Origin of the sequence: Pectobacterium cacticida (assembly GCF_036885195.1) — a bacterium.
In the GTDB taxonomy this organism is placed as follows: Bacteria; Pseudomonadota; Gammaproteobacteria; order Enterobacterales; family Enterobacteriaceae; genus Pectobacterium; species Pectobacterium cacticida.
In genome coordinates, this window is sequence record NZ_CP133656.1 from 2510045 (window position 1) to 2534122 (window position 24078).

Sequence of the window (24078 nt, forward strand, 5' to 3'; positions counted from 1 at the left end):
AATAGAATATATCTTCAGCTTCAATCATGGTGTGATTTTAATCATGTTTGTGTTTACAAAAAAATTACCTAATAGCAAATTCATTCGTTCACATAAAATAGGCCATATTATTCGCGAACCCTCAATAGGTGTTTGTGAGATCGAGTTTCAAACAGGAAACTATAGCGATGCACTATTTACAGAACATTCAATTCAGTTTCCAGAAAAGCTCTTCGCCGCGGTAGCAAAGCGTCGCTGCGAATATCTGTGCGGGCGTCTTGCAGCTCAAACGCTATTACACGAAAAACAAATTTATACCCAGGTAACCCAATCCACAGAAGGTGCACCAATATGGCCTGGTGGATGGCTTGGTTCTATTTCTCATACAGACCACTGTGCGATAGTGGTTATTTCCCCGAAAAATAAACGATGCATTCTCGGTGTTGATATTGAGAATTTTAACCCTGAAGCGCTTAGCGAAATAGCCGAGACGATCGCTCAAGAAAGTGAGCGAAAATTCATGGCGGGAACTAGAATTGATTATAATATTGCATTACACATTACATTTTCGGCAAAAGAAAGCTTCTACAAGGCGCTATATCCCCAGGTGAGAAAATTTTTCGGTTTTGAAAGCGCTATAATCACTAATATATGCACGCGCAATCAAACCTTCAGTATACAGCTGACTCACGCCCTGACGCCCGCGCTACCTGCCGGATTCCAGTGCACCGGTTATTATCAACTCGATAAGGACAAAGTCGTTACTATTATTTACTAATAATAGTAGATAGGCTCATCCGATTTAATACTAATGACAAACATTAATAATAAAACCCTTATTGCACCAATAAGATAGATGAATATAAAAAAGGATGATCCCACCTACGTAATATGGACTCAGCCCTAACGAGATCCTGGTTTTCAAACTGTTTCGGGCTAAGATCGCGACACAAACTGTGGCAACATCAGCGATTGTAATCGTGCTCATACTGCCACACAGCGTATGCCGTTTCAGCAACGCCCGACAGACAGCTCATCAACCTGTTTAGCCAACTGCCGCTTTTCAGCGAATTGATTTTCGCGTTTCGAGACGGTTATCGCTGCGGTTGTTCACTGCGCCACAGGTAACACTATGACTCGTACAGGATAAGCTTCCGAGAGTTTACTCACTTAGGGCCTATTCCAGTAGGGCAATTGTTAAAACTCGCGTACCGTCTCGCATTGTTATGAGTATTCGAGAGTGAAACGCTTTTTTAATTTTATCTTTTTCTGCATGATAGACGATACTCAATCGGAGAAAGGTAAATGAAATGAAAGTGTTAACATTTGGGGAAATAATGTTGCGATTGAAACCGCAAGGTAATAATCGCATTCTTCAGTCCGATCTTTTTGAAGCCACATACGGCGGCGCAGAAGCGAATGTCGCGGTGTCTCTGGCATTACTGGGCAATGATGCCGCGTATCTGACGAAACTACCGCCTAACCTATTGGGCGACACCGCGCTTTCTACGTTACGTAAATATGGCGTCGATACATCGAAAGTGTTGCGCGGCGGCCATCGCCTTGGGATCTATTTCTTTGAAAAAGGCGCCAGCGTGCGTTCGACCAACGTGGTCTATGACCGCGCGGGTAGTGCGTTCGCGGAAGTAAAGCAGACGGAATTTGACTGGGACGCTATTTTTAGTGACGTCGATTACTTCTATTTTTCCGGCATCACGCCGTCCATTTCGGCGGAGCTGGAACAGGCGGTGACATCGGCCTGCGTTTACTGCCGCGAGCACGACATTCCTGTGATCTGCGATATGAATTACCGCGGCAAAATGTGGTCGCCGGAACGGGCGCAGGTCGTGATGTCCAAGCTGATGAATTACGTGACGGTGTGTATCGCCAACGATGAAGATTTTGAGGCCACATTAGGTATCAAGGCGTTTGACGGCGATATGTCACGCGGCATCGATCAGATCGAAGCGTTTAAACAAGGCATGCAGGAAGTAACGCGTCGTTATCCCGGCTGTAAAGTTGTCGCCAGCGTGCTGCGCAACATTCGGTCGGTTGAAGATAGCCAATGGATGGGATTATTGCTGCAAGATGGTAAATTCCATGAAACTAACCGCTATAACGTCCATGTCATGGAAGGGGTTGCTGCGGGTGATGCTTTCGGCGCCGGTTTAATGCATGGCCTTCTTCATCAGTTTGATGCGCAAGAGACCATTGATTTTGCAATTGCCGCTAGCGTATTGAAGCTCACTATCAGTGGCGACCTCAATCTGGTACAGGAATCTGACATTCGTTCCGTGATGAAAAAGGGAGGCGGCGCGAGCCTGAGTCGCTGAACGCCCAGCATGATCCCGATAGCTTAATGCAATGCAGTGGGTTATTTGGGATACGCGGGTTTACTATAAGGAATAACGCCGTCGCCGTGTGCGACGGCCTACGCCGTTGGCTATTGAGCCCGATTAGACTCCACACACCATCGCTAGCACAACAAAATACTGACACTTATTGTTGATGCAATGCCTGACAGCACGCACGGCTTCTGACAAAATAGCCATCATCTCCGCTATTTTAAATTGATGGGTCGTATCTCAGATGGCAGCAACAATTATTGATGGTAAAACGATTGCGCAGCAGGTCAAAGATGAAGTTACTGCGCGCGTCGCACAACGTTTAGCAGAAGGGAAACGCGCGCCGGGCCTGGCGGTTGTACTGGTCGGTGAGAATCCGGCGTCACAAATTTATGTCGCCAGCAAACGTCGGGTGTGTGAGGAGGTCGGTTTCATCTCTTGCTCTTATGATCTACCCGCCACGACCACTGAATCTGCACTGTTAACACTGATTGACCAGCTTAATGCCGATCCAACCATTGACGGCATTCTGGTCCAACTGCCGTTACCGGAAGGCATCGATAATACCAAAGTGATCGAGCGTATCGCGCCGGACAAAGATGTAGATGGCTTCCATCCCTACAATGTAGGCCGTCTGTGTCAACGCGCACCGCAGCTACGGGCCTGTACGCCACGCGGTATTATTACCTTGTTGGAACGTTATCATATCGCCACCTGCGGGCTGAATGCCGTTGTGGTTGGGGCATCTAATATTGTAGGGCGCCCAATGAGCCTGGAGTTGCTACTGGCCGGCTGCACAACCACCGTCACGCACCGTTTCACCAAAAACCTGCGCCACCACGTTGAAAATGCCGATCTCCTGGTTGTTGCGGTGGGGAAACCCGGTTTCATTCCTGGCGAATGGATCAAACCAGGCGCGATTGTACTGGACGTGGGAATCAACCGTCTGGAAAGCGGCAAGGTGGTCGGTGATGTAGAATTTGAAACCGCGCGTGAGAGGGCATCTTACATCAGCCCGGTTCCTGGTGGCGTTGGCCCTATGACCGTAGCGACGCTCATTCAAAATACATTACATGCCTGTGAAACATATCATGACCAAGCCGAATAACGGCTGTCAGGACAAAACAGACAAGCAGGAATTTATGACAACTTTTCATCTTGATAAACACCCGTATGTGGAACTGTGCGCCTTGTTAAAATTGCTGGGCTGGAGTGAGAGTGGCGCGGCGGCCAAGCTGGCCATCGCGGCGGGTGATGTGACCGTTGATGGTCAGATAGAAACGCGCAAACGCTGTAAAATCGTCGCTGGGCAAACGATCCAATTTAACGGCGATACGGTAAAAATTGACGAATAGCGTTTAAACTACAAATAAGTAGTACAAACAAATAATAAGTAGTACAAACAAACGCGCGATGAAAGTAAAACCGCCCGTAACGTGAAAACTGCGGGCGGTTTTACTGCGGAAGAATAAGCGTTATTTCCTGCGCCAACTCGTGCCCTGGGGGCCATCTTCCAGCACGATCCCCATTTCATTCAGTCGATCGCGCGCCCGATCCGCCAATGCCCAGTCCTTCGCTGCGCGAGCATCCTTACGTTGTTGGATCAGCGCTTCGATTTCTTTCACTTCATCGTTATCCGCCTGCACGCTGTTTTGCAGAAATGTTTCAGGATCTTGCGCCAGCAGGCCAAGTACTCCAGCGAGTTTACGAAGTACCGATGCCAGATGATCCGCTGCCTGCTGGTCTTCGGCTTTGAGACGATTCACTTCACGCGCCATATCAAACAGCACCGAATAAGCTTCCGGCGTGTTGAAATCATCATCCATCGCTTCGCGAAAACGCACTTCAAACTCGTCTCCCCCCTGTGGGGCGGCTTGCGGATTCGTTCCCCGCAGCGCGGTATAGAGCCGCTCTAACGATGCGCGAGCCTGTTTCAGATTATCTTCACTATAGTTTAACTGGCTACGATAGTGGCCCGACATCAGGAAGTAACGCACGGTTTCCGGATCGTAATAGGCGAGTACGTCACGCACGGTGAAGAAGTTATTGAGTGATTTTGACATTTTTTCGCGATCGACCATCACCATACCGGAGTGCATCCAGTAATTCACGTAAGGGCCATCGTGCGCGCAGCAGGATTGCGCGATCTCGTTTTCATGATGGGGGAACATTAAATCTGAGCCGCCGCCGTGAATATCAAAGTGCTCACCGAGTTGCTGACTGTTCATGGCCGAACATTCAATATGCCAGCCAGGGCGCCCCTCTCCCCACGGAGATGGCCAGCATGGCTCACCCGGTTTGGACATTTTCCATAGCACAAAATCCATCGGGTTGCGCTTAACTTCGGCAATTTCAACGCGAGCACCCGCTTGCAATTGCTCCAAATCCTGACGCGATAAAATACCGTAGCCCGGAGCGGTATCTACGGAAAACATCACATCCCCATTACTCGCTACATAAGCATGGCGGCGCGCAATCAGCGTTTCTACCATGGCGATAATATCGGCAATGTGATGCGTCGCGCGCGGTTCCACGTCCGGGCGCAGAATATTCAAGGCATCAAAATCGGCATGCATCTCTGCAATCATGCGGTTCGTTAGTTGGTCGCAGGATTCCCCATTTTCAGCCGCACGTTTAATAATTTTATCGTCAATATCAGTGATATTACGCACATATTTCAGTGAGAATCCCAAATACCGCAAATAACGCGCCACCACATCAAACGCGACGAAGGTACGCCCGTGACCGATATGACACAGGTCATAAACGGTGATGCCACAGACATACATACCCACTTGACCAGCGTGGATAGGTTTGAATTCCTCTTTTTGGCGACTCAGGGTATTAAAAATCTTTAGCATCAGGGCATTCCACTAATTTTATAAAAAAGCATCTTCAATAGCGCACAGCATTCACACGCTAGGTTACGGCTGCGATTGATAATATCAGGGCATCAAGGGGTTGATACCTAATGGCGTATTGAAACCTGAACCCTACTGTATTGCAAGGTTAAGAAGACGGAATCGGCAAGATGAAGGATAAAAACAAAACGACCCGGAAAAACCAGGTCATTTTGCATTGGCGTTACACGCAACAAGAGCGCAACGGACCGAAAGCATTCAGCGCCAGCGTGGATTCGTCATCACCGAGTATTTTCCACAGCCGAGCAACGCGATCGCCAAACCCGCGAAGAAGAAGACGGCAGCGCTTTCAACGGCCCACGCGCCAGTTTTTTCCAAAGAGAAGAAGTTATCAGAGTGGACCAGCAGTGCGGCAACAAACATCGTAAAGGAAAAAATCAGGGCAGAGGGACGAGTTAAAATGCCGAGTATCATCATGATCGGTATAATGATTTCGCCGATATAAACGCCATAACCGATAAATGAAGGTAGACCAATATTGGCCAACATTAATTTAATAAAACCTATCCCGCCGTGCAATTTATGCCATCCATGGAACAACATCAAAACACTGAAAGATACACGCAAGAGCAATTTGCCAAGATCCGGTTTATCTAACAGACGATTAATACTATCCAGCATGATTCACCTATCCATTTAGAGGTATTTGTCGGTAATGAGAATGGTACTCAGATTAATCTGAGTCACAAAAAAAGAATACGTTGAAAATGCGAAATCTTGATCTAGAACAACAAAAAAATCATTCAAATAAATCATCTGTACATTAGGTTTTTCATCAATTTATTCATACAACGCAATAGTTATCTAGCCTTGCTTCAATTGTAGTACTCCAGTCTCTACCAGTAGTAAGTCGAAATCGCGTAGGACTATATAGATCAAAACAAATACAATTACGAAGCGTATTGCCCCCATAGGGTCGCAACATTTCATTCATAACTGCTCATCAATAAACATAAGTTACCCATGTTGGTGTTAACGAATAGAAAATTATTCACAAAATTTAAAAGAGGTATATGATATGCATCATATTACTTCTTTCATCACGCCCTGATCCATGGCGCGGTAAAATATGAGGTTAAACTATGCAACGAATTGTAATACCAGCGAATTATGTTCATACCCGGACAACACCATTTTGGACAAAAGAAACCGCGCCGGCCTCTATTTGGCAGCGTCATTTGGATGCCGGCACGCGTCAAGGTGTTTACCCGCGTTTATGTGTGATGCAAGGGGTCATTCGCTATTATGGCTACGCCGATGAGACCAGTCCCGAACAGGTCGAGACATTGACCATTGAGGCTGGACAATTTGGTGTGTTTCCTCCAGAGAAATGGCACAGAATCGAAGCATTAACGGATGATACGTTATTCAATGTGGATTTTTATGTCGATCCAAAAATTCTGATAGAAGGTTGAGGTAAACATAATGACAAGTGAAAATAAAGGCTATGCATTGACTCTGCTAAATCGAGATAATAACCAAAAAGCAGAGAAAACTTATCTTAAACCAATGGCATTTTATGTACCCGATTTTGCGGCGAGTGCAGTAAATGAGTTGCTTAACGAACTATCGCTGAGCGGCGAAAATAAAAAAGGTTTTATGCTCACGGTAACCAACAACAATAATGGCGTATCCGTCGATAAAGCCCTCCCCTCCGTAGAAGCGTTGCACGATAAAACGGCGTCGGCCGAAGCCGTAAAAGAACTGGTTAATATCGTGCGAGGTTATGATGCCGATGAAGAAACCAACGTCTGCGGTTGGTAAAAGAGCAAGGTTTTACCGTTAAAACCGGGTTTTCCCCGTCGGACAGATATTATGAAACAGGGTCACAGGCGTAGGCTCTTGACGTTACAGGAACTTCCGAGCACGAATTTCGGACTGTGTCCCTCAACGATAAAATAATCGTTGAAGAACGATCCGTGTACCGCCTTATGGTACTCCGCGCAATAAGTTGCCCTACCCTTTATAGCGCGTTTTAAAATCAGGTATGGCGATTTTGTATTGACAGAAGGAAAAGGCAACAGTTACCTTACGTCTACTGAATCTGAATTTCTTCCCAAGCAAACATGACAAATCATCGGTTCTTCTTGGTATTCTTCTTTACCTTCCCCTGAGTTGGGAGGCGATTTGTCGTAAGAATACGAAGACGAACAAAAAAGCCTCCTGAACCAGGAGGCTTTTTTTATATAAGAGCCTAAGGCAGGTAACCGCATCATGACAGACAATCCATTACTGGCACTGCGAGAACGCATCAGCGCGCTGGATTTGCAATTAATTGAATTATTGGCACAAAGGCGAGAATTAGCGTTGGATGTCGCCCGCTGTAAACTCCATTCACATCGTCCTATCCGTGATAAAGAGCGTGAGCGTGATTTGTTAAACAAGCTGACGGCCGCAGGGAAAAAATATCACCTTGATGGTCATTACATTACCCGCCTGTTCCAACTCATCATTGAAGATTCAGTACTGACACAGCAAGCCTTGTTACAGCATCATCTCAACCAAGCAACGTCACCTTCTGCGCGTATCGCGTTTCTCGGACCAAAAGGTTCATATTCCCATCTTGCCGCGCGCCAATATGCGGCACGACACGTCGAACACCTTATCGAATGTGGTTGCCAGAAATTTCAGGACATCTTTAGCATGGTGGAAACCGGCCAGGCAGATTATGGTGTCTTGCCGATTGAAAATACCAGTTCTGGTTCGATCAACGATGTCTACGATCTGTTACAGCACACGGGGTTATCTATCGTTGGTGAATTAACGCTCCCAATAAACCACTGTGTCCTGGTTGCCACCGAAACGTCACTGGCACAGATCGAAACCGTCTACAGCCATCCACAGCCGTTCCAGCAGTGTAGCCATTTTATCAATCGTTTCCCGCACTGGAAGATTGAGTATTGTGAAAGCACGGCAGCGGCGATGGAAAAGATCGCGATACTCAACTCACCAAAAGCAGCAGCGCTCGGCAGCGAGGCCGGAGGCCAACTTTACCAGCTACAGGTATTGGAACACGATCTGGCGAACCAAGCACAAAATATCACTCGTTTCATCGTGTTAGCGCGTAAACCTATCGAGGTGACCGAGCAAGTTCCGGCGAAAACCACGCTTATTATGGCCACCGGTCAGCAGTCAGGCGCGCTGGTGGAAGCACTACTGGTGTTGCGTGACAACGGTATCGTGATGACTAAACTGGAATCCAGACCGATAAACGGTAACCCGTGGGAAGAGATGTTTTATCTGGACGTACAGGCCAACCTGCGCAGCGAGAGCATGCAGAAAGCGTTAAAAGGACTAACCGCCATCACGCGATCGCTCAAAGTGTTGGGGTGTTACCCCAGTGAAAATGTTGTACCTATCGATGTGAACGAATAATGAAATGAAGCGATGATGAAAAACCATCCCAATGTTGATCGGGATGGTTTTTTTAATACATAAATATCATGTTCACTATTGACGGATATCGTTAGCCTGGCGCAACAATACCCGGCTTTCCGCCTGAAAGCGTTTGGCATAGTCGCCAAACCAATGTTCCACTTTCTTGAAACTGTTAATAAACCCAGCTTTATCCGTCTGCTCCAATAACGCTATTGCTTCACCAAAACGCTGGTAGTAACGCTTAATCAGCGCCAGATTATCCTCTGAATACATAATAATATCGGCATAAAGCTGTGGGTCCTGCGCAAATAGGCGCCCGACCATGATCAACTCCAGACGATAAATAGGGGATGACAGAGTCAATAGCTGTTCGATCTCTACATTTTCTTCTGCTAAATGTACGCCATAGGCGAATGTTGCAAAGTGGCGCAGCGCTTGAATGAACATCATGTTTTGATCGTGTTCGATCGCACTAATGCGATGCAGACGAGCGCCCCAGACCTGAATTTGTTCCAATAACCATTGGTATGCTTCCGGCTGACGCCCATCGCAATAGACGACAACCTGTTTGGCAAGGCTACCACTGTCGGGGCCAAACATAGGATGAAGGCCCAGCACCGGGCCGCTATGCGCCGCCAGCATCGCCTGAAGCGGGCCATTTTTTACCGAGGCCAGATCGACCAGAATACAGTCGGCTGGCAACGAGGGAAGCCGCGCAATCACCTGCTCAGTGACATGAATAGGCACACTGACTATGACCATTCCTGCATCCGACAGCAGTTCTTGCGCGCGCGGCCAGTCCTCCTGCTCCAGGATCTTTACCTGATATCCCGATAGCGTCAGCATTTTTTCAAACAAGCGCCCCATTTGGCCCCGCCCGCCGATGATGACAACCGGGCGCAATTGCGGACACAACGTTTTAAAGCCTTTGTCGTTTTCGCTGGTGTAGGACTCGCGCATGGTACGCCGCAGAATGTCCTCGATGAGATCGGGCGGAACCCCCATCGCTTCCGCCTCTTTACGCCGTGAACTGAGCATAGCCGCTTCACGATCGGGCGCATAAATGGGAAGGCCATAGCGGCTCTTCACTTCCCCTACTTCAGCCACTAAATGCAACCGGCGTGATAACAGCGCAACCAGCGCCTTATCGACCTCATCTATCTGATCTCGTAATGCGGTCAGTTCAGCTACCATAGCGTATTACTCTCCTGAATGTTTTCCCCGTGCGGCATCCAGTTCTTGATGAACGGAACGCAGCAGCGCCTCTGTACTTTCCCAACTGATACAGGCATCCGTTACCGATACACCATAGCGCATGTCTGAACGCGGCTGTTCTGAAGACTGATTCCCTTCGTGAAGGTGGCTTTCCAGCATCAATCCAATAATAGAGCGATTCCCCGCCTTGATTTGTTCCATCACGGCATCGACAACAAGCGGTTGACGGCGATAGTCTTTATTCGAATTACCATGACTACAATCTATCATCAGCGCCGGTTTCAGTCCCGCATCCTGCATCTGTTTTTCACATTCGGCGACGTCCTGCGCACTATAATTAGGTGTTTTGCCTCCACGCAAAATGACATGACCATCGTGGTTCCCCTGCGTTTGCAGCAGGCAGACCTGGCCAGTTTGGTTAATGCCAACAAAGCGATGCGGCATTGACGCCGCCTTCATGGCATTGATCGCCGTTCCCAGGCTGCCATCCGTACCATTCTTGAACCCGACAGGCATGGATAAGCCGGAAGCCATCTCACGATGTGTTTGTGATTCGGTGGTTCTGGCCCCGATAGCCGACCAACTAAACAAGTCGCCTAAATACTGTGGATTATTTGGATCGAGCGCCTCTGTCGCTAATGGCAGCCCCATTTTGACTAAATCTAACAGCAAGCCGCGCGCAATATGCAGACCGGCTTCCACATCAAATGATCCATCCATGAACGGGTCGTTAATGAGCCCTTTCCAGCCCACGGTGGTTCGTGGTTTTTCAAAGTACACCCGCATCACAATATAAAGCCGATCGTTCAATTCAGTGGCGAGCGACTGGAGGCGGCGAGCATATTCCAACGCGGCATCGGTATCATGGATAGAGCAAGGCCCGCAGACCACTAACAATCGATCATCTCGACCATGAATAATATCCGCAATAGCGGATCTGGCCTGCGCAATAGCGCGCCGATCGGCATCGTTAAGCGGAAATTTAGCTTTTAGTTCGTCAGGGGTAATCAACACCTGCTCCGCCCGAATATTAATATTATTAAGTGAATCTTTTTGCATGTTCCCATTCCTGAAAAGTGCGGTATGTTCGCCGCCGTCTGTATCTGTTGTTATCGGTACAATCGACGCATGATGTACACACCTTAACACGAACCGTAAAGATTTCAATCCACCCACTGTAAATAAAAATTACCATTAGCGTATTACTAAAAGCGGGAGGGATATCTGACAATATTGGTGCGACATAACCCTACCTCTCTCCAGCATTAATAATGGTAGAATCACGCTAATAAGGGGGAAGAATGCTAAAAGCTATAATTATAGATGACGAGCAACTGGCGCGAGAAGAACTCAGCTTGCTGCTGGAAAATGAACCAGATATTACGATTATCGCGCAGTGTAGCAATGCGCTGGAGGCCATACCCGCAATTCATCGACTACAGCCAGATGTTATTTTTCTGGATATACAAATGCCCAAAATCAGCGGATTAGAGTTGGTTGCCATGCTCGACCCAGAAAATATGCCTTACGTGGTTTTCGTCACAGCCTATGATGAATATGCCGTAAGGGCATTTGAGGAGCATGCTTATGACTATTTACTTAAACCGTTGGACGCACAGCGATTAGGCAAAACGCTAAACCGGCTGCGCCGAGGCACGAGTGTAAATAAAAATGTACAATCAATTTCAGAACCGCTGCTCCGCCATATTCCCTGTAATGGACATAACCGTATTTTCTTACTCAAGATTGAGGAAGTTGAATACCTTTGTTCGGAGCTCAGCGGCGTGCATGTCGTCGGTGTCAGCCAGTCTGGCTATACTCAACTTTCGTTGAAAACGCTGGAAGAGAAAACGCCCTTCGTCCGCTGCCATCGTCAATATATGGTTAACACCGAACAACTAAAAGAAATCCAGCTAATGGAAAACGGTGCGGCAGAAGTGTTAACCCATACGGGAAAACACATACCGGTCAGTCGTCGCTACCTTAAATTACTTAAAGAAAAACTGGGCATCGCCTGATAGTCATGCATTAGCAAGCACGATCGATATTCAACCAGGTAATAACGTGGGTCGGGCACATATCGCCCGATGATACCGCGAAACGAGTTGCACCATCGCAAAATCACGCGCCAGAAAACAGGCGCCTTCCACCGTCGCGTCAGAGCCCATCTGTGATATTTCAATACGCGTCTCCTTATTCCGCTTCGTAAACTCATCGGCAATCATCTGAGCAAACACCGGATTGCGGGATAATCCCCCCCCCAGAACAAAAATACTTGGGTCTAAAATAGTGGCCGCAGTGGCGGCAATTCGGCCAAGCGCCACGCTATGTTCTAGCATCAGGGCTTGCGCTAACGCATGCCCTGTGGCACCAAGTGCAAAAAGCGCCTCTGGCGAGGCAGGCGGGCTTGTGTCGTTCTTCAGAAAACATTCCGCGGCCCTTTCCATCAAACCAGAGGAACCATAACGTTGCTCAATGGCATCAGGATCGGAAACCCGTGCGTGACTCCAGGAGATCGGAATCTGGGCTAATTCCCCGCTATATCCATGCCCTCCCCGAATTAACATACCATCCGCAAAAAAACCCAGCCCAATACCCACGCCAATTTGCATATAAGCGGCATCATCATGACCACGCATCAATCCTTGCTGAAATTCAGCCACTGTTGCGCAGTTGACATTATTTTCCAGAATGAATGGCGTGTTAGAAGGCAGTCCGCAACTCGCGACAAACGTTTCGGCGATATCTAGTGCAGGAGATCGCGGGCGATGAGGATGAGAAAGCTGACGAGGCACTTCCTTATTTACTGCAACAGTCACCGCCAGCGGCGCGGCATCTAATGCCACAAGAGCGGCGGCGCGGGCAAGCAATCCACCAGCCAATGCACCAGGGTGCTCGAGAGAGTTATTGCGTTTGATGCTACCGCTACCAACACATTTACCATTCAGCGCTCGGCCAACATAGCTAATTTGTGTGGAACCGATATCGACACCCAGCACCCAGCCAGCGTCCTCGCTGACACCATACACAATTGTGGCGCGCCCGCGCGCCCCCTGTTCACGCCGTAGTTCACAAACATAATTGCTCGCTGCAAGTTCGGCGAGCGCCACGGTAACGGAGGGAAAACTGAAACCAGTTCCTTCTGCTAGTTGTTTTCGAGTCGCTTCACCTAATCCGAGTAGACAGGCGAAAACTGCCTGTGCCACCTCTGTCAGCGCGGGTTCATTGCCTGTATTCATGTCTGTCTCCTTGAGTCATTTAAATATAAATAAATGCTATGTATTTCACAATAATAGCGCTTGACCCAATTATAAAAGTCGGTAATTTTAATATATAAATTAAACATTATCTTAGCGACTGCAACCTTTTATCGCCGATCCCAGGGCGTAAGTTAGCAATCGGCTTTCCCTTCCCTAAACGGTATGCAGGCGTAAGGAATCAATAAAAATGAGTGGTAATGAGCGGCCCCTCCTTGTCGGGATCGATGCCGGAGGCAGTAAAACACATATTCAGGTAGCGTCCGTCAGCGACGGTAAACTGTTATTAGACCATGTATATGAAAGCACGGGCTGGGCAAACCTGAGCGTTCAGCAACGTGCTAGCACGTTATTGGAACTGGTAGAGACAGCGACAGGCGCGTACGGTATGGCAGTCGCCGTTGTAGCGGGAGTACACGGCAACGACACACCTGAACAAGAAGCAATGCTCAGTGCGCCGCTTGCCGCACGTTACCCGTTGGTGCGCGTACTCAACGATTCTCATTTGCTCATCCTAGCTTACGGTAAGACGTCTGGCACCGGCCTGATAGCAGGTACCGGATCGTCTGTTACCGCGACAGTCGGTGATAAAGCACTAACCGTCGGTGGCTGGGGCTGGATTTTTGGTGATGAAGGCGGCGCGGCAGGCATTGTCAGAGATGCAGCAAAAGCGGCGTTAGACGCTTACGATCGCGGTGACCACGATCCCTTTATCGATGATTTTCTGGCCTGGTTTTCTCTCGATCATCCCCACAGTCTGGAATACGTCTTTTCGACAACTGAACCACGTGTATGGGCGAAAGCGGCCTCGCTAGTCTTTGATTTTGCGAAAAAAGGCTCGGTGCGCGCACTGAATATCATCGAACACCACGCGCGCGTGCTGGCAGGGCAAGTCGCGTTATTGAAAGAAAGAGGGGGTGATGTAAGCACGGTGGTATGCGCTGGCGGCGTGATTGTTAGCCAGCCCTTATTGTTTAACGCCTTTAACCGGGAAGTACATCGTTTGGTGGGTGATACCACCGAAACAGCGCTGCTACGCGACCCGCCAGTTACAGGCGCGCTCAATCTCGCACGAGATCTTTACCTCACGTCGCAACAGGGAATGCTCTGCCCTACCTTGGCTGCGACCCAAACCGCCTCTTCATTAAAGTGGAGAACATCCGATGAGAGCATTCAGTAGCACGTTGTTCGCCGGTGTGGTATTCGCCGTTAATCTCGCCCTTATAGCGCCGACCCACGCAGTAACACCCAATAATCAACTGGTAATAGCCACATCACTGGCCCAGATTCTGTCGGTCGATCCTCAGCAGGGAACAGAACCCAAAACGCAGGAAGTGCTGGCGGCGGTTTACGATCGGCTGGTGTATGCTGATGATGCCGATAAAAACGCCATTAAACCTCAGCTAGCCGAAAAATGGGACATTGATGATACTGGCATCACATTTCATTTGCGTCCTGCGAAATTTTCCTCCGGCAATCCAGTAACGGCACAAGATGTCGCATTCTCGCTAACTCGTCTGTTGAAGCTTAATCAATCCGCGTCAGCCTATTATAAAAGTGCGGGCTATACGGCGGATAATATCGACTCGCTAATTAATGTTATTGATACAAAAACGTTCCGTATCGATCTGACCGATAACGTCACGGCCGAAGACTTGCTCTATCGCCTAGCGATGGGCATTTCCAGCGTGGTGGATAGCATCGAGGTCAAAAAGCATATCGATCATAACGATTATGGCAATGCATGGTTACGGAATCACGTCGCAGGTTCTGGCCCTTTCACACTACGCCGCTGGGTACCTAACGATACGGTCATCCTTGAAGCAAACAACGCCTTCTGGGGTGAAACTCCGGCGATGCAGCGCGTAATTATGCGCCATGTGCCGGAAAGTCAGACCGCACGGCTGATGCTGGAGAGAGGCGATGTCGATATCGCTAATGCCCTCACCGCGCCAGACGTTAAGTCCTTCATTACGAATCACGCCTTTAAGGTAGAACAAGTCAAGATCGGCGGATTTTACGTGTTGGCCATGAACGCCTCTCATAAACCTCTTAATAATCCATTGGTCCGCGAAGCCATCGCTTACGGCATTGATTACCAAGGTATCGCCAATACTATTCTGGGGCCGTATGGTCGCCAGCGCAATGTGCCAGTACCGGAAGACTGGGAGGGGGCGATTGCCAATCCAGACTGGTCATTCCAGCCGGAAAAAGCACGACAACTGCTGACGGAAGCGGGTTATCCCAATGGCTTTACCCTCACTCTGAAAACGATCGCTCAACCGCCACGTGTCGATATCGCCACTGCACTCCAGGCCAACCTTGCGCAAATCGGCATTCGTATTGAGATCAAACAAGGCAACGGAGCGGATATCGTCTCGGCGCACCGCGCTCGTGATTTTGATCTTCTACTGCCGCAGGCTACGGCGATTATGCCAAATGCCCTAGGGGCAATGAATGACTTCGTTACCAACCCGGATAACCGCCTGGAGGCAAAGAATGCGGGTAATTTCGTCTGGCGTTCAGCATGGGATATCCCGGAGCTCAACGCTTTGCGTAACCAAGCTAGCAGCGAACGCGATCCGGCCAAACGCGCAGCGTTAATTAAAACGCTTCAGGAAAAATTCATTGCTGAAAAACCCGCCGTATTGCCAATGTTTGAGTCCTTCGCCCCTATCGTCTTGCAGAACAAAGTGAAGGGTTATAACACCAATCTCTGGTCGCTCAACCGGCTGGAGCACGTCACCAAGACCCAATAAGAGAGGCGGGGATCATGAAGGAATTCACGCTACGGGGAATCATCAATCGGCTGCAACAACTGATCGTCAGTTTGTTCGCGCTGCTGGTGGTGACCTTTATTATCGGTCGGGTGCTCCCCAATGATCCCGTTGGCGCAGTGGTGGGCGAGTTAGCGGACCCGGCAGCGTTTGAGGCCATGCGGCAAAAGCTTGGCCTGGATCTGCCCCTCTACCAACAATTCTGGATTTATCTCACCTCCCTGCTTCAGGGCGATATGGGCACCGCGATCCTCACCGGAAACCCGGTAACCAAAGATTTAGCACAGGCATTTCCGGCAACATTTGAACTGGCCACCTTCGCCGTTATTATCTCAACAGTCATCGGGGTGCCGCTAGGAATGCTGGCCGCATTTTATCGCGACACCTGGATTGACCAGTGCGCACGGGTGATCTCGCTAGTTGGCAGTTCAATACCCGTATTTTGGTTCGGTGTCGTAGGGCTGGTGATTTTCTATGCGACGCTGGCCTGGGTAGGTGGGCCTGGTCGTGTGGATACCTACCTTGACGGCATCGTTGAACCAAGAACAGGTTTGCTCCTGCTCGACAGTCTACTGGAGGGAGATACTGAGACATTTTGGAATGCGGCGCATCACATTATTCTCCCCGCCTGCATCCTGGCTTATTCGGCGATGGCTTACATCACGCGTATGACGCGTAGCTTTACACTGGAACAGCTTAATCAGGATTACGTCGTCGCCGCACGAGCGAAAGGCGCGTCCAGTACGCGCATTGTGATTCATCATCTGCTGCCCAACATTTCCGTACAGTTAATCACCGTGCTGGCGATCTCCTATGGCAACCTTTTAGAAGGGGCGGTGGTAACAGAAATCGTCTTTTCTTGGCCGGGCATCGGGCAGTACATGACCAACGCGCTGATGATCGGCGATATGAATGCCATCCTCGCAGGTACGCTGATCATTGGCGCAATTTTTATGCTGCTGAATTTCATCTCGGATTTGGCCTATCTGATCCTGGATCCTCGCACGCGAGAGGTGTCGGTATGAACGCACAAGACTTGATGAACCAAAGGAATGCGTCGGAAATATTAAAAGGATTGAAAGTTGGGTTGCTCGGTTTCTGGGCCAAATTAGTGCGCGAACCCCTGGGATTAGTGGGTTTTGTTATTCTGTTTATTTTGCTGATTTGCGCAATTTTTGCGCCGTGGCTGGCTCCATACGATCCAGTCACGCAGAATCTGAAAGCCGCTTTTTTGCCGCCCAGTCTGGCGCATCTGGCAGGAACCGATGAGTTTGGCCGCGATATTTTCTCTCGCCTAATCTTCGGCGCGCGAATTACCATCGCAACGGTTTTAGCGGTTTCGCTAATTGTCGGCCCGATTGGCCTGATTATCGGTGTCGTCTCCGGCTTTGTCGGTGGCAGAACCGATACGATTCTGATGCGCTTTACTGATATCGTACTCTCTTTTCCCTCTCTGATTCTGGCGCTGGCTTTTGCTGCCGCCTTAGGTGCCGGGTTAGAGACGGCGATTGTCGCCATTTCACTAACTAGTTGGCCGCCGATTGCACGTCTTGCCAGAGCCGAAGCACTCATCGTACGTCACACGGATTATGTGGCTGCGGCACGCCTGTACGGTGCGTCGCCCCTGCGACTGCTGTTTTTGTATATCGCGCCAATGTGTATTCCTTCCGTTATCGTGCGCCTGACGCTGAACATGGCCGGAATTATCCTGACGGCGGCGGCGCTGGGGTTTCTTGGCCTCGGCGCACAACCGCCCACGCCGGAGTGGGGAGCAATGATTTCAAGCGGCAGGAAATTTATGTTGGATCACTGGTGGGTAGCGGTGATGCCGGGGATCGCCATCCTCATCACCAGCCTTGTCTTTAACCTCGTCGGCGACACGCTGCGCGACCTTCTGGATCCTCGTCATGGCCGCTCTTGATAACCATCTTCTTTTGAACGTACAAAACCTGTCCGTCTTTTTCGGACAGTCGGATAAACCGGCCGTCGATAGTGTCAGCCTGACATTACGTGCAGAGCGACTGGGAATTGTGGGCGAATCTGGTTCTGGAAAATCGACGCTGGGGCGCGCGATCATGCGGCTCTTACCACCTATTGGCCGTATTCAGGCCGACGTTCTTACCTTCGAAGGCGCATCGTTGCTGGATAAAAAGGAGCGCCAGTTGCGCGCCCTGCGCGGCAATCGGATGGCGCTGATTATGCAGGACCCACGCTATTCGCTTAATCCGGTACTGCCCATCGGTAAACAGGTTGCCGAGGCGGCAATCTTGCATTTATCCGTTAATAAACGCCAGGCGCTAGCGCTAGCGGCGGAGATGCTGGCTAAAGTGCGTATCGGCGACATTGAGCGCACAATGGCGCTTTACCCTCACCAGATTTCCGGCGGAATGGGGCAACGCGTCATGATTGCCATGATGCTACTGGCGAAGCCGCGCATGGTTATCGCCGATGAGCCCACCTCGGCGCTTGACGTTAGCGTGCGTGGCGATGTACTGACGCTTCTGGATGAGCTGGTGCGGGAAAACCAGGCGGGCCTAATGCTGATCAGCCACGACATCCGTATGATCGCCGCCTTTTGCGAACGTATCATCGTCATGTATCAGGGCAGAATTGTCGAAACGCTAACGCGTCTTGACGAGGCACAACATCCCTATACGCGCGGTCTGATTGCCGCAATGCCTGACCCCCGCTCGCCGGTCGCCCGGCTCAATACCCTCGATCGCCACGCCATCGACCTTCACGAGGTGAAATCATGATTGACGTACATAACCTTAGCGTGTCGTTTGGTCACGAGAATGCCATGAAGCATGTTGTTCGCGAAGTGTCATTCTCGGTTAAAAAAGGGGAAACGCTAGGTATTATTGGCGAATCCGGCTGTGGTAAATCAACATTGCTGCGATCATTGGCTGGGTTAGATAAGCATTGGACGGGGGCGATCCAGCTTGCCGACGTCGCCGTCGACAAGATCCGTACCCGTGAACAAATGTTGCTGACACAGATGATTTTTCAGGACCCATTCGGTTCCATCCATCCTCGCCACCGGATTAGCCGGATACTGGCTGAGCCGATCCGCGCCATGAAATTGGGTCATGGCTGGGATCGGGTGGCCGACGCGCTGACACAAGTCGGGCTGCCGACAACGTTTGCCGAGCGTTTCCCACATCAGCTTTCCGGCGGCCAGCGGCAACGCGTCGCCATCGCGCGTGCGCTGATGCTACAACCAGAAATCCTACTGCTCGATGAACCCACCTCAGCGCTGGATGTCTCCGTGCAGGCAGAAGTATTGAACCTTCTCAGTGATATCAAGGACGCACGCCATCTGACATATGTCCTGGTGAGTCATGACCTTAGCGTTATCGCGCATATGTGCGATCGCGTGCTCGTAATGAAAGCGGGCGTCTTCGTAGACGATCTGACTAAAGACGATCTGCGTCAAGGCCACACCCATCACGACTATTCGCGCCTATTATTTGAAGCCAGTCTGCTGTAATCGGCGTATTGACCTCTATCCATAAGGAGACCTGCGGTATGTACCTCGGCACACAAGTAGACGCCCGCGATGACGATGATTTTCGCGTCTGGGCACAGCTCGGCATTAAACATATTTGCGCCGATCCTGACGGCAATCCCGCCAGTTGGACTTTTGAAGATATTGTCCGTCACCGCGAAAAAGTCGAAAGTTTTGGTCTGGTGCTGGATATGATCCAGTTGCCAATGTCATCACGCCCGGTCGAAGAAGCGACTTATCCAGATATCCTACTGGCCGGTCCCGATCGCGATCGTCAGATCGATAGCGTGTGCCAGATGATTGAGAATATCGGTAAGGCGGGAATTCCTGCCGCTAAGTACAACCTTAATCTAATTGGCATTCCACGTACCGAAATGGAGCGCGGACGCGGTGGATCGCTTAATGAAGCCTGGCGCTGGGATAAAGCCGATCCCCACGCAGCCCCCGGCCTTGCCGGACAACTGTCTGAGGAAGAAAACTGGGAACGTATCGACTATTTCTTGGAACGCGTGGTACCGGTTGCCGAAAGCCACCGTGTACGTCTGGCCTGTCATCCGCACGATCCTTATACTCCGCCCGGTTATAAAGGCGTCACTCGTGTGTTGGGTACCGTCGAGGGTTTGAAAAAATTTGTGATGATGCATGAAAGCCCATACCACGGTCTGAATTTTTGCCAGGGATCTATCGCCGAAATGCTGGATCATCCTCGTGAGGAGATCGGCGATATTATTCGCTGGTTCGGTTCGAGACAGAAAATCTTCAACGTCCATTTCCGTAATATCAGCGGCGGCAAACTCTCCTTTATGGAGCGTTTCCCTGACGAAGGCGATATGGACATGGTGCAGTCGTTGAAAATCTACCGCGAAGTCGGCTATCCATGGATGATTATGCCCGATCATGTACCGACGATAAGCGGCCGCGATCCCGTTGGTGTCGCGTTTGGCTATTGCTATGGCTATATTACCGCGTTACTAGAAGCAATGGCATCAGGGCATTTGTAGGCAGGAAACGACAATACCGAACCTGCTCGGTATTCGGCTCACGGAAGCCGAATACCGGTTCCATGGCTTCTTCCGATTGATACGGTGATGAGCGTTGATATCTTTTACCGTCCCGCTGGCGCCTAACACATTTATTTACTACGGCTCTCACCAATCTCCTCATTGACGACAATTGTTATGCGGGAAAGCAATCCAGACTGGACATCAAGTTAGTGGCTGATACTCTGTAATAGGAACGTCATTTTAAAAAATATATCTGTTCCCGCAATTGCACCTAATGAGACAGAATTTCACGCTCAAACAACATGATGTGCGAGCGACATTGTGTGCTATACCGGCTGAGAAACCTAGAGAAACCGCCAAGAACGTTTGATGAAAAAACTAACCGATACCGACTGGTATAAAAAGCGTTACTCCAACCGTGTACTCTTCTGGAGAGAAATCTCACCGCTCGCTTTCCCCATTTTTATTGAAGGGCTTTGTGTTGTTCTCATGGGCGTGTTCAGTACCTTCCTGGTGAGTTGGTTGGGGAAAGAAGCGATGGCGGCCGTCGGTCTGGCGGACAGTTTTAATATGGTCATTATCGCTTTCTTTACCGCCGTCGCGTTAGGCACCGCCGTCGTTGTCGCGTTCAGCCTGGGGCAACGAAATAGAAAGCAGGCGCGTTCAGCCGCGCGTCAGTCAATGTCACTACTGGTTTTGACATCGTTTCTACTCGTCGCACTGGTGGAATTCGCCGGGTCGGTAATTATCGATCTCATTGCCGGGCAGGCCGACGAACAGGTTAAAGCGCTGGCGCTGACGTTCCTCCGCTGGACAGTGTGGGGGTATCCCGCGGTCGCGGTTGCGCTAGTCGGCTGCGGCGCACTGCGGGGCGCGGGTAATACCAAGTTACCCATGGTCATCAATATTGGGATGAATATCCTCAATATCGCCATCAGTAGCCTGCTAATTTATGGCGCTTTTTCCTGGGAGGGCTTCGGTTTTATCGGTGCAGGCATCGGCATTACTATTTCACGTTACCTTGGCGCCCTGTTCGTTATTCTAACACTGATGCATGGCTTCAACGGCGCATTGCGTATTCGCTTCAAATCTTACTTTGCCCCCTTTACCTGGGCGATCCTTTATGAGGTTCTGAGTATTGGCGTTCCCGCCAGCATCGAATCCGTGATGTTTAACATCGGTAAACTGATCACCCAGCGTTTCGTCGCCGGTATGGGAACCGAAGTCATCGCCGGAAATTTCATCGCTTTCTCCATCGCCACGTTGATTAACCTTCCCGGTAATTCACTGGGTTCCGCCGCCACGATCATTGTCGGCACACGGTTAGGAAAGGGCCAGATCATGCAGTCCACACGCCAGCTAAAACACATATTCTGGTTATCCAATATTGGGCTATGCGTGCTCGCCCTGCTGTCAGTGCCTAGCGCCGGCTTTTTAGCCTCGCTGTATACCAATGAGCCAGACGTTATCGAGGTGGCCAAACATCTTCTGTGGCTGAATGCCCTATTTATGCCCATTTGGGCGGCATCCTGGGTGCTGCCTGCCGGGCTGAAGGGTGCAAAAGACGCCAGTTATACCATGTGGGTCGCGATGGCGGGCATGTGGGGGTGTCGGGTTATCGCAGGCTACATCCTCGGCGTGATGCTCGGTTTTGGCGTGATTGGTGTTTGGATGGGCATGTTCTTCGACTGGATTGTCCGCGGGTTCTTCTATTACCGTCGCCTGATGAGCGGACGCTGGCTATGGCGCTATCGTCCCCCCACCAATCCATGACGGCCATCGTGGCAGCGATGGCGACCCTTATGATGAATATAAGGAACGTTGCGCTTACGCCACGATCGTTTCTGCATTTCTCCTGCATTCTCTTTATACTGTGCGCTTTGTGCGAAAACCAACGGTGAGACACCTTCCGTCATGATGAATAACGATGTGCTGCGCAGCGTGCGCTATATGTTGAATCTGAATAATGACCATTTGCTGAAGATCCTGGCGCTGATGGAGATGACTGTTCCGCCTCAGCAATTGGCGAGCTACGTTAAAAAAGAGGGAGAGGAAGGTTATCAACCTTGCCCCGATATCGTGATGAGTTATTTCCTTAATGGCCTGATTCAGTACAAGCGCGGTAAGAGCGAAAACCAACCCGCCCCCCAGTTTGAGCGAAAAATAACGAATAATATTATCCTAAAAAAACTACGCGTCGCGTTCTCGCTTAAAACGGAGGATATTCAGGCGATCTTAATGGAACAGAACTTCCGCATTTCGCTGCCGGAGATCACCGCGATGATGCGCGCGCCTGACCACAAGAATTACCGCACCTGTGGCGATCAAGTTATCCGCTACTTTCTTAAAGGGCTCACCGCACGGGTGCGTAAGGGCTGAACTAGCCACACCGATAAAACATCGCGGGCGTTGGGAGCCTTATCCCGTGGAAGGCATCTGCAACGCTCGATTTTAATGACGGCCTTAATGATTATTTTCACGCAGCATCGCTGTTACCAGTTGTTCGACATCGTGATCATCAAGTCAGGTGATCTTACCCGTCAACAATAACTCTCGGGCAATCTGCCTGGCACTGCTTTTCATTCCTTGTTCAATACCTTGCTGAATGCCGCGTTGAATTCCTTCATCGAATCCCATTTTCTGCAATTGTTCTGCAATTGGCATAATATCCTCCTGACCCGTTGATAGCGGTGCAGCCAGAGCAGCCATGAAATCTGCGGGTTTAGACGTGCTTCCCGTTTGTGCAATATAGAATAGTAGCGAGCGGCGCTGACGGTAAAGCGGAAGCGGTTACCGTCAGGCAACCTCATGTTTTTCCATCGTCAGCCATGCCGGCATCGCATCAACCCGCAATGCCGCATCGCGACAGAAACGCACCACCTCGCCGACCACCAGCAGGCTGGGCGACTGTGGCTGATAGCGTGCCAGCAAGGTTGGTAAGGTGGCCAGCGTTGCGGCCAATAGTCGCTGATCGGGTTGCGTACCGCGTTCGATAATCGCCACCGGTGTCTGCCCCGACAGCCCGTGTTCAATCAGACGCTGGCATAGTCGGCTGCTATGACCTAACCCCATATAAAACACCAGCGTTTGCTGAGGATCCGCCAGCGTTGGCCAGTCTAACTGCGGCTCGCCATGCTGTGCATGCCCGGTCACGAAACGTACCGATTGTGCACAAGCGCGATGCGTCAGAGGTAACCCCACCGCCGCCGCACAGCCGGTCGCGGCAGTAATCCCCGGCACGACATGGCACACGATCCCAGCCTGCTGCGCATACGCCATCTCTTCGCCGCCGCGACCGAAAATAAACGGGTCGCCGCCCTTGAGACGGATCACCCGCTGCCCGGCCTGCGCCAACTCGACTAACAAGTGGTTGATTTTATCCTGTGACAGGCGATGACAACCGCGCGTTTTCCCGACATCGATACACAGCGCCTGCTCCGGGACGACATCCATGATCTCGGCCGAAACCAGCCGATCGTAGACCACCACATCGGCCTGCTGGATAGCCCGCAGCGCCTTCAGCGTCAGCAATTCTGCATCGCCCGGCCCGGCGCCCACGAGCCAGATTTCACCGCCGAGTACGGGTTGATGCCGCGCTCCCTGCGCCAATATTGCTTGTATTGCCATCATGTCACACCTCATTACGCCGTGGCGCTCAACCTGATTTTTGCCAATTCATTAACCGTTATCGCCG

General features: G+C 50.3%; 23 protein-coding genes, 1 pseudogene and 1 other annotated feature. Of the genes and pseudogenes, 17 read left to right on the plus strand and 7 right to left on the minus strand.

The features are described from left to right. Window positions 1–43: 43 nt before the first annotated feature. The 4 genes from RFN81_RS11545 (at window position 44) to ybcJ (ending at window position 3679) form a co-directional block, all read left to right on the plus strand. Window positions 44–757 carry a 4'-phosphopantetheinyl transferase family protein gene (locus tag RFN81_RS11545; protein WP_264495988.1) on the plus strand — a complete coding sequence of 238 codons (714 nt, stop codon included), beginning with the start codon at window positions 44–46 and terminating at the stop codon, window positions 755–757. Between the two features lie 532 nt (window positions 758–1289). Further along, window positions 1290–2312, plus strand: a complete 1023-nt coding sequence (locus RFN81_RS11550; RefSeq protein ID WP_264495989.1) for a sugar kinase — start codon at window positions 1290–1292, stop codon at window positions 2310–2312. A 256-nt stretch (window positions 2313–2568) separates the two neighbouring features. Beyond that, window positions 2569–3432, plus strand: coding sequence for a bifunctional methylenetetrahydrofolate dehydrogenase/methenyltetrahydrofolate cyclohydrolase FolD (gene folD, locus RFN81_RS11555; protein ID WP_264495990.1), 864 nt, complete (start codon window positions 2569–2571; stop codon window positions 3430–3432). Window positions 3433–3466: 34 nt separating this feature from the next. Beyond that, window positions 3467–3679: a ribosome-associated protein YbcJ gene (ybcJ, locus tag RFN81_RS11560; protein WP_264498947.1), complete on the plus strand. Its 213-nt coding sequence runs from the start codon at window positions 3467–3469 to the stop codon at window positions 3677–3679. Window positions 3680–3799: 120 nt separating this feature from the next. Here the strand turns inward: ybcJ and cysS are convergent, their stop codons facing one another. Then, a complete protein-coding gene (gene cysS / locus RFN81_RS11565) occupies window positions 3800–5185 on the minus strand; it encodes a cysteine--tRNA ligase (protein WP_264495991.1) in 1386 nt (461 codons plus the stop codon). 258 nt (window positions 5186–5443) lie between these two features. After that, window positions 5444–5866: a DoxX family protein gene (locus RFN81_RS11570; RefSeq protein WP_264495992.1), complete on the minus strand. Its 423-nt coding sequence runs from the start codon at window positions 5864–5866 to the stop codon at window positions 5444–5446. A 461-nt stretch (window positions 5867–6327) separates the two neighbouring features. Here RFN81_RS11570 and RFN81_RS11575 point away from each other — a divergent pair, with 461 nt between their 5' ends. The 3 genes from RFN81_RS11575 to pheA all read left to right on the plus strand — a co-directional run bounded on the left by RFN81_RS11575 (window position 6328) and on the right by pheA (window position 8620). Next, window positions 6328–6660, plus strand: a complete 333-nt coding sequence (locus tag RFN81_RS11575; RefSeq protein WP_264495993.1) for a DUF1971 domain-containing protein — start codon at window positions 6328–6330, stop codon at window positions 6658–6660. A gap of 10 nt (window positions 6661–6670) precedes the next feature. Further along, window positions 6671–7009: a DUF1869 domain-containing protein gene (locus RFN81_RS11580; RefSeq protein ID WP_264495994.1), complete on the plus strand. Its 339-nt coding sequence runs from the start codon at window positions 6671–6673 to the stop codon at window positions 7007–7009. Window positions 7010–7310: 301 nt separating this feature from the next. Then, window positions 7311–7431, plus strand: a sequence feature (Phe leader region). 28 nt (window positions 7432–7459) lie between these two features. Continuing rightward, complete coding sequence (pheA, locus tag RFN81_RS11585; RefSeq protein ID WP_264495995.1) at window positions 7460–8620, plus strand: bifunctional chorismate mutase/prephenate dehydratase; 1161 nt, start codon at window positions 7460–7462, stop codon at window positions 8618–8620. A 75-nt stretch (window positions 8621–8695) separates the two neighbouring features. Here the strand turns inward: pheA and tyrA are convergent, their stop codons facing one another. After that, window positions 8696–9817 carry a bifunctional chorismate mutase/prephenate dehydrogenase gene (gene tyrA / locus RFN81_RS11590; protein ID WP_264495996.1) on the minus strand — a complete coding sequence of 374 codons (1122 nt, stop codon included), beginning with the start codon at window positions 9815–9817 and terminating at the stop codon, window positions 8696–8698. 6 nt (window positions 9818–9823) lie between these two features. Further along, window positions 9824–10897, minus strand: a complete 1074-nt coding sequence (locus RFN81_RS11595; RefSeq protein ID WP_264495997.1) for a 3-deoxy-7-phosphoheptulonate synthase — start codon at window positions 10895–10897, stop codon at window positions 9824–9826. 242 nt (window positions 10898–11139) lie between these two features. Here RFN81_RS11595 and btsR point away from each other — a divergent pair, with 242 nt between their 5' ends. Then, window positions 11140–11856 carry a two-component system response regulator BtsR gene (gene btsR, locus RFN81_RS11600; RefSeq protein ID WP_264495998.1) on the plus strand — a complete coding sequence of 239 codons (717 nt, stop codon included), beginning with the start codon at window positions 11140–11142 and terminating at the stop codon, window positions 11854–11856. Between the two features lie 30 nt (window positions 11857–11886). Here btsR and RFN81_RS11605 read toward each other — a convergent pair whose 3' ends face one another. Further along, window positions 11887–13077 carry an ROK family protein gene (locus tag RFN81_RS11605; protein WP_264495999.1) on the minus strand — a complete coding sequence of 397 codons (1191 nt, stop codon included), beginning with the start codon at window positions 13075–13077 and terminating at the stop codon, window positions 11887–11889. A gap of 208 nt (window positions 13078–13285) precedes the next feature. Here RFN81_RS11605 and RFN81_RS11610 point away from each other — a divergent pair, with 208 nt between their 5' ends. The 9 genes from RFN81_RS11610 (at window position 13286) to RFN81_RS11650 (ending at window position 22763) form a co-directional block, all read left to right on the plus strand. Beyond that, entirely contained in the window at window positions 13286–14275 is a 990-nt protein-coding gene (locus tag RFN81_RS11610) for an N-acetylglucosamine kinase (protein WP_264496000.1), read from the plus strand. Next, window positions 14259–15854, plus strand: coding sequence for an ABC transporter substrate-binding protein (locus RFN81_RS11615; protein WP_264496001.1), 1596 nt, complete (start codon window positions 14259–14261; stop codon window positions 15852–15854). The genes RFN81_RS11610 and RFN81_RS11615 overlap by 17 nt, the downstream gene beginning before the upstream one ends. Window positions 15855–15868: 14 nt before the next feature. Then, on the plus strand, window positions 15869–16897 hold the full coding sequence (locus RFN81_RS11620; protein WP_264496002.1) for an ABC transporter permease: 1029 nt from the start codon (window positions 15869–15871) through the stop codon (window positions 16895–16897). A 14-nt stretch (window positions 16898–16911) separates the two neighbouring features. Next, window positions 16912–17793 carry an ABC transporter permease gene (locus RFN81_RS11625; protein WP_264498948.1) on the plus strand — a complete coding sequence of 294 codons (882 nt, stop codon included), beginning with the start codon at window positions 16912–16914 and terminating at the stop codon, window positions 17791–17793. Next, a complete protein-coding gene (locus RFN81_RS11630; protein ID WP_264496003.1) occupies window positions 17780–18628 on the plus strand; it encodes an ABC transporter ATP-binding protein in 849 nt (282 codons plus the stop codon). The genes RFN81_RS11625 and RFN81_RS11630 overlap by 14 nt, the downstream gene beginning before the upstream one ends. Beyond that, complete coding sequence (locus RFN81_RS11635) at window positions 18625–19362, plus strand: ABC transporter ATP-binding protein (RefSeq protein ID WP_264496004.1); 738 nt, start codon at window positions 18625–18627, stop codon at window positions 19360–19362. Before RFN81_RS11630 ends, RFN81_RS11635 begins: the two co-directional genes overlap by 4 nt. Window positions 19363–19400: 38 nt before the next feature. Then, entirely contained in the window at window positions 19401–20381 is a 981-nt protein-coding gene (locus tag RFN81_RS11640; protein WP_264496005.1) for a mannonate dehydratase, read from the plus strand. Window positions 20382–20753: 372 nt separating this feature from the next. Next, window positions 20754–22157 carry an EmmdR/YeeO family multidrug/toxin efflux MATE transporter gene (locus tag RFN81_RS11645; RefSeq protein ID WP_264496006.1) on the plus strand — a complete coding sequence of 468 codons (1404 nt, stop codon included), beginning with the start codon at window positions 20754–20756 and terminating at the stop codon, window positions 22155–22157. 141 nt (window positions 22158–22298) lie between these two features. Further along, window positions 22299–22763 carry a DUF1456 family protein gene (locus RFN81_RS11650; RefSeq protein ID WP_264496007.1) on the plus strand — a complete coding sequence of 155 codons (465 nt, stop codon included), beginning with the start codon at window positions 22299–22301 and terminating at the stop codon, window positions 22761–22763. 144 nt (window positions 22764–22907) lie between these two features. On the opposite strand, the pseudogene RFN81_RS18775 reads toward RFN81_RS11650, so the two are convergent. Both RFN81_RS18775 and cobA read right to left on the minus strand, forming a co-directional pair. Further along, window positions 22908–23156: pseudogene (locus RFN81_RS18775) on the minus strand (transposase); the annotation flags it as partial. Between the two features lie 24 nt (window positions 23157–23180). Then, entirely contained in the window at window positions 23181–24014 is an 834-nt protein-coding gene (gene cobA, locus RFN81_RS11660) for a uroporphyrinogen-III C-methyltransferase (RefSeq protein ID WP_264496009.1), read from the minus strand. Window positions 24015–24078 lie beyond the last annotated feature (64 nt).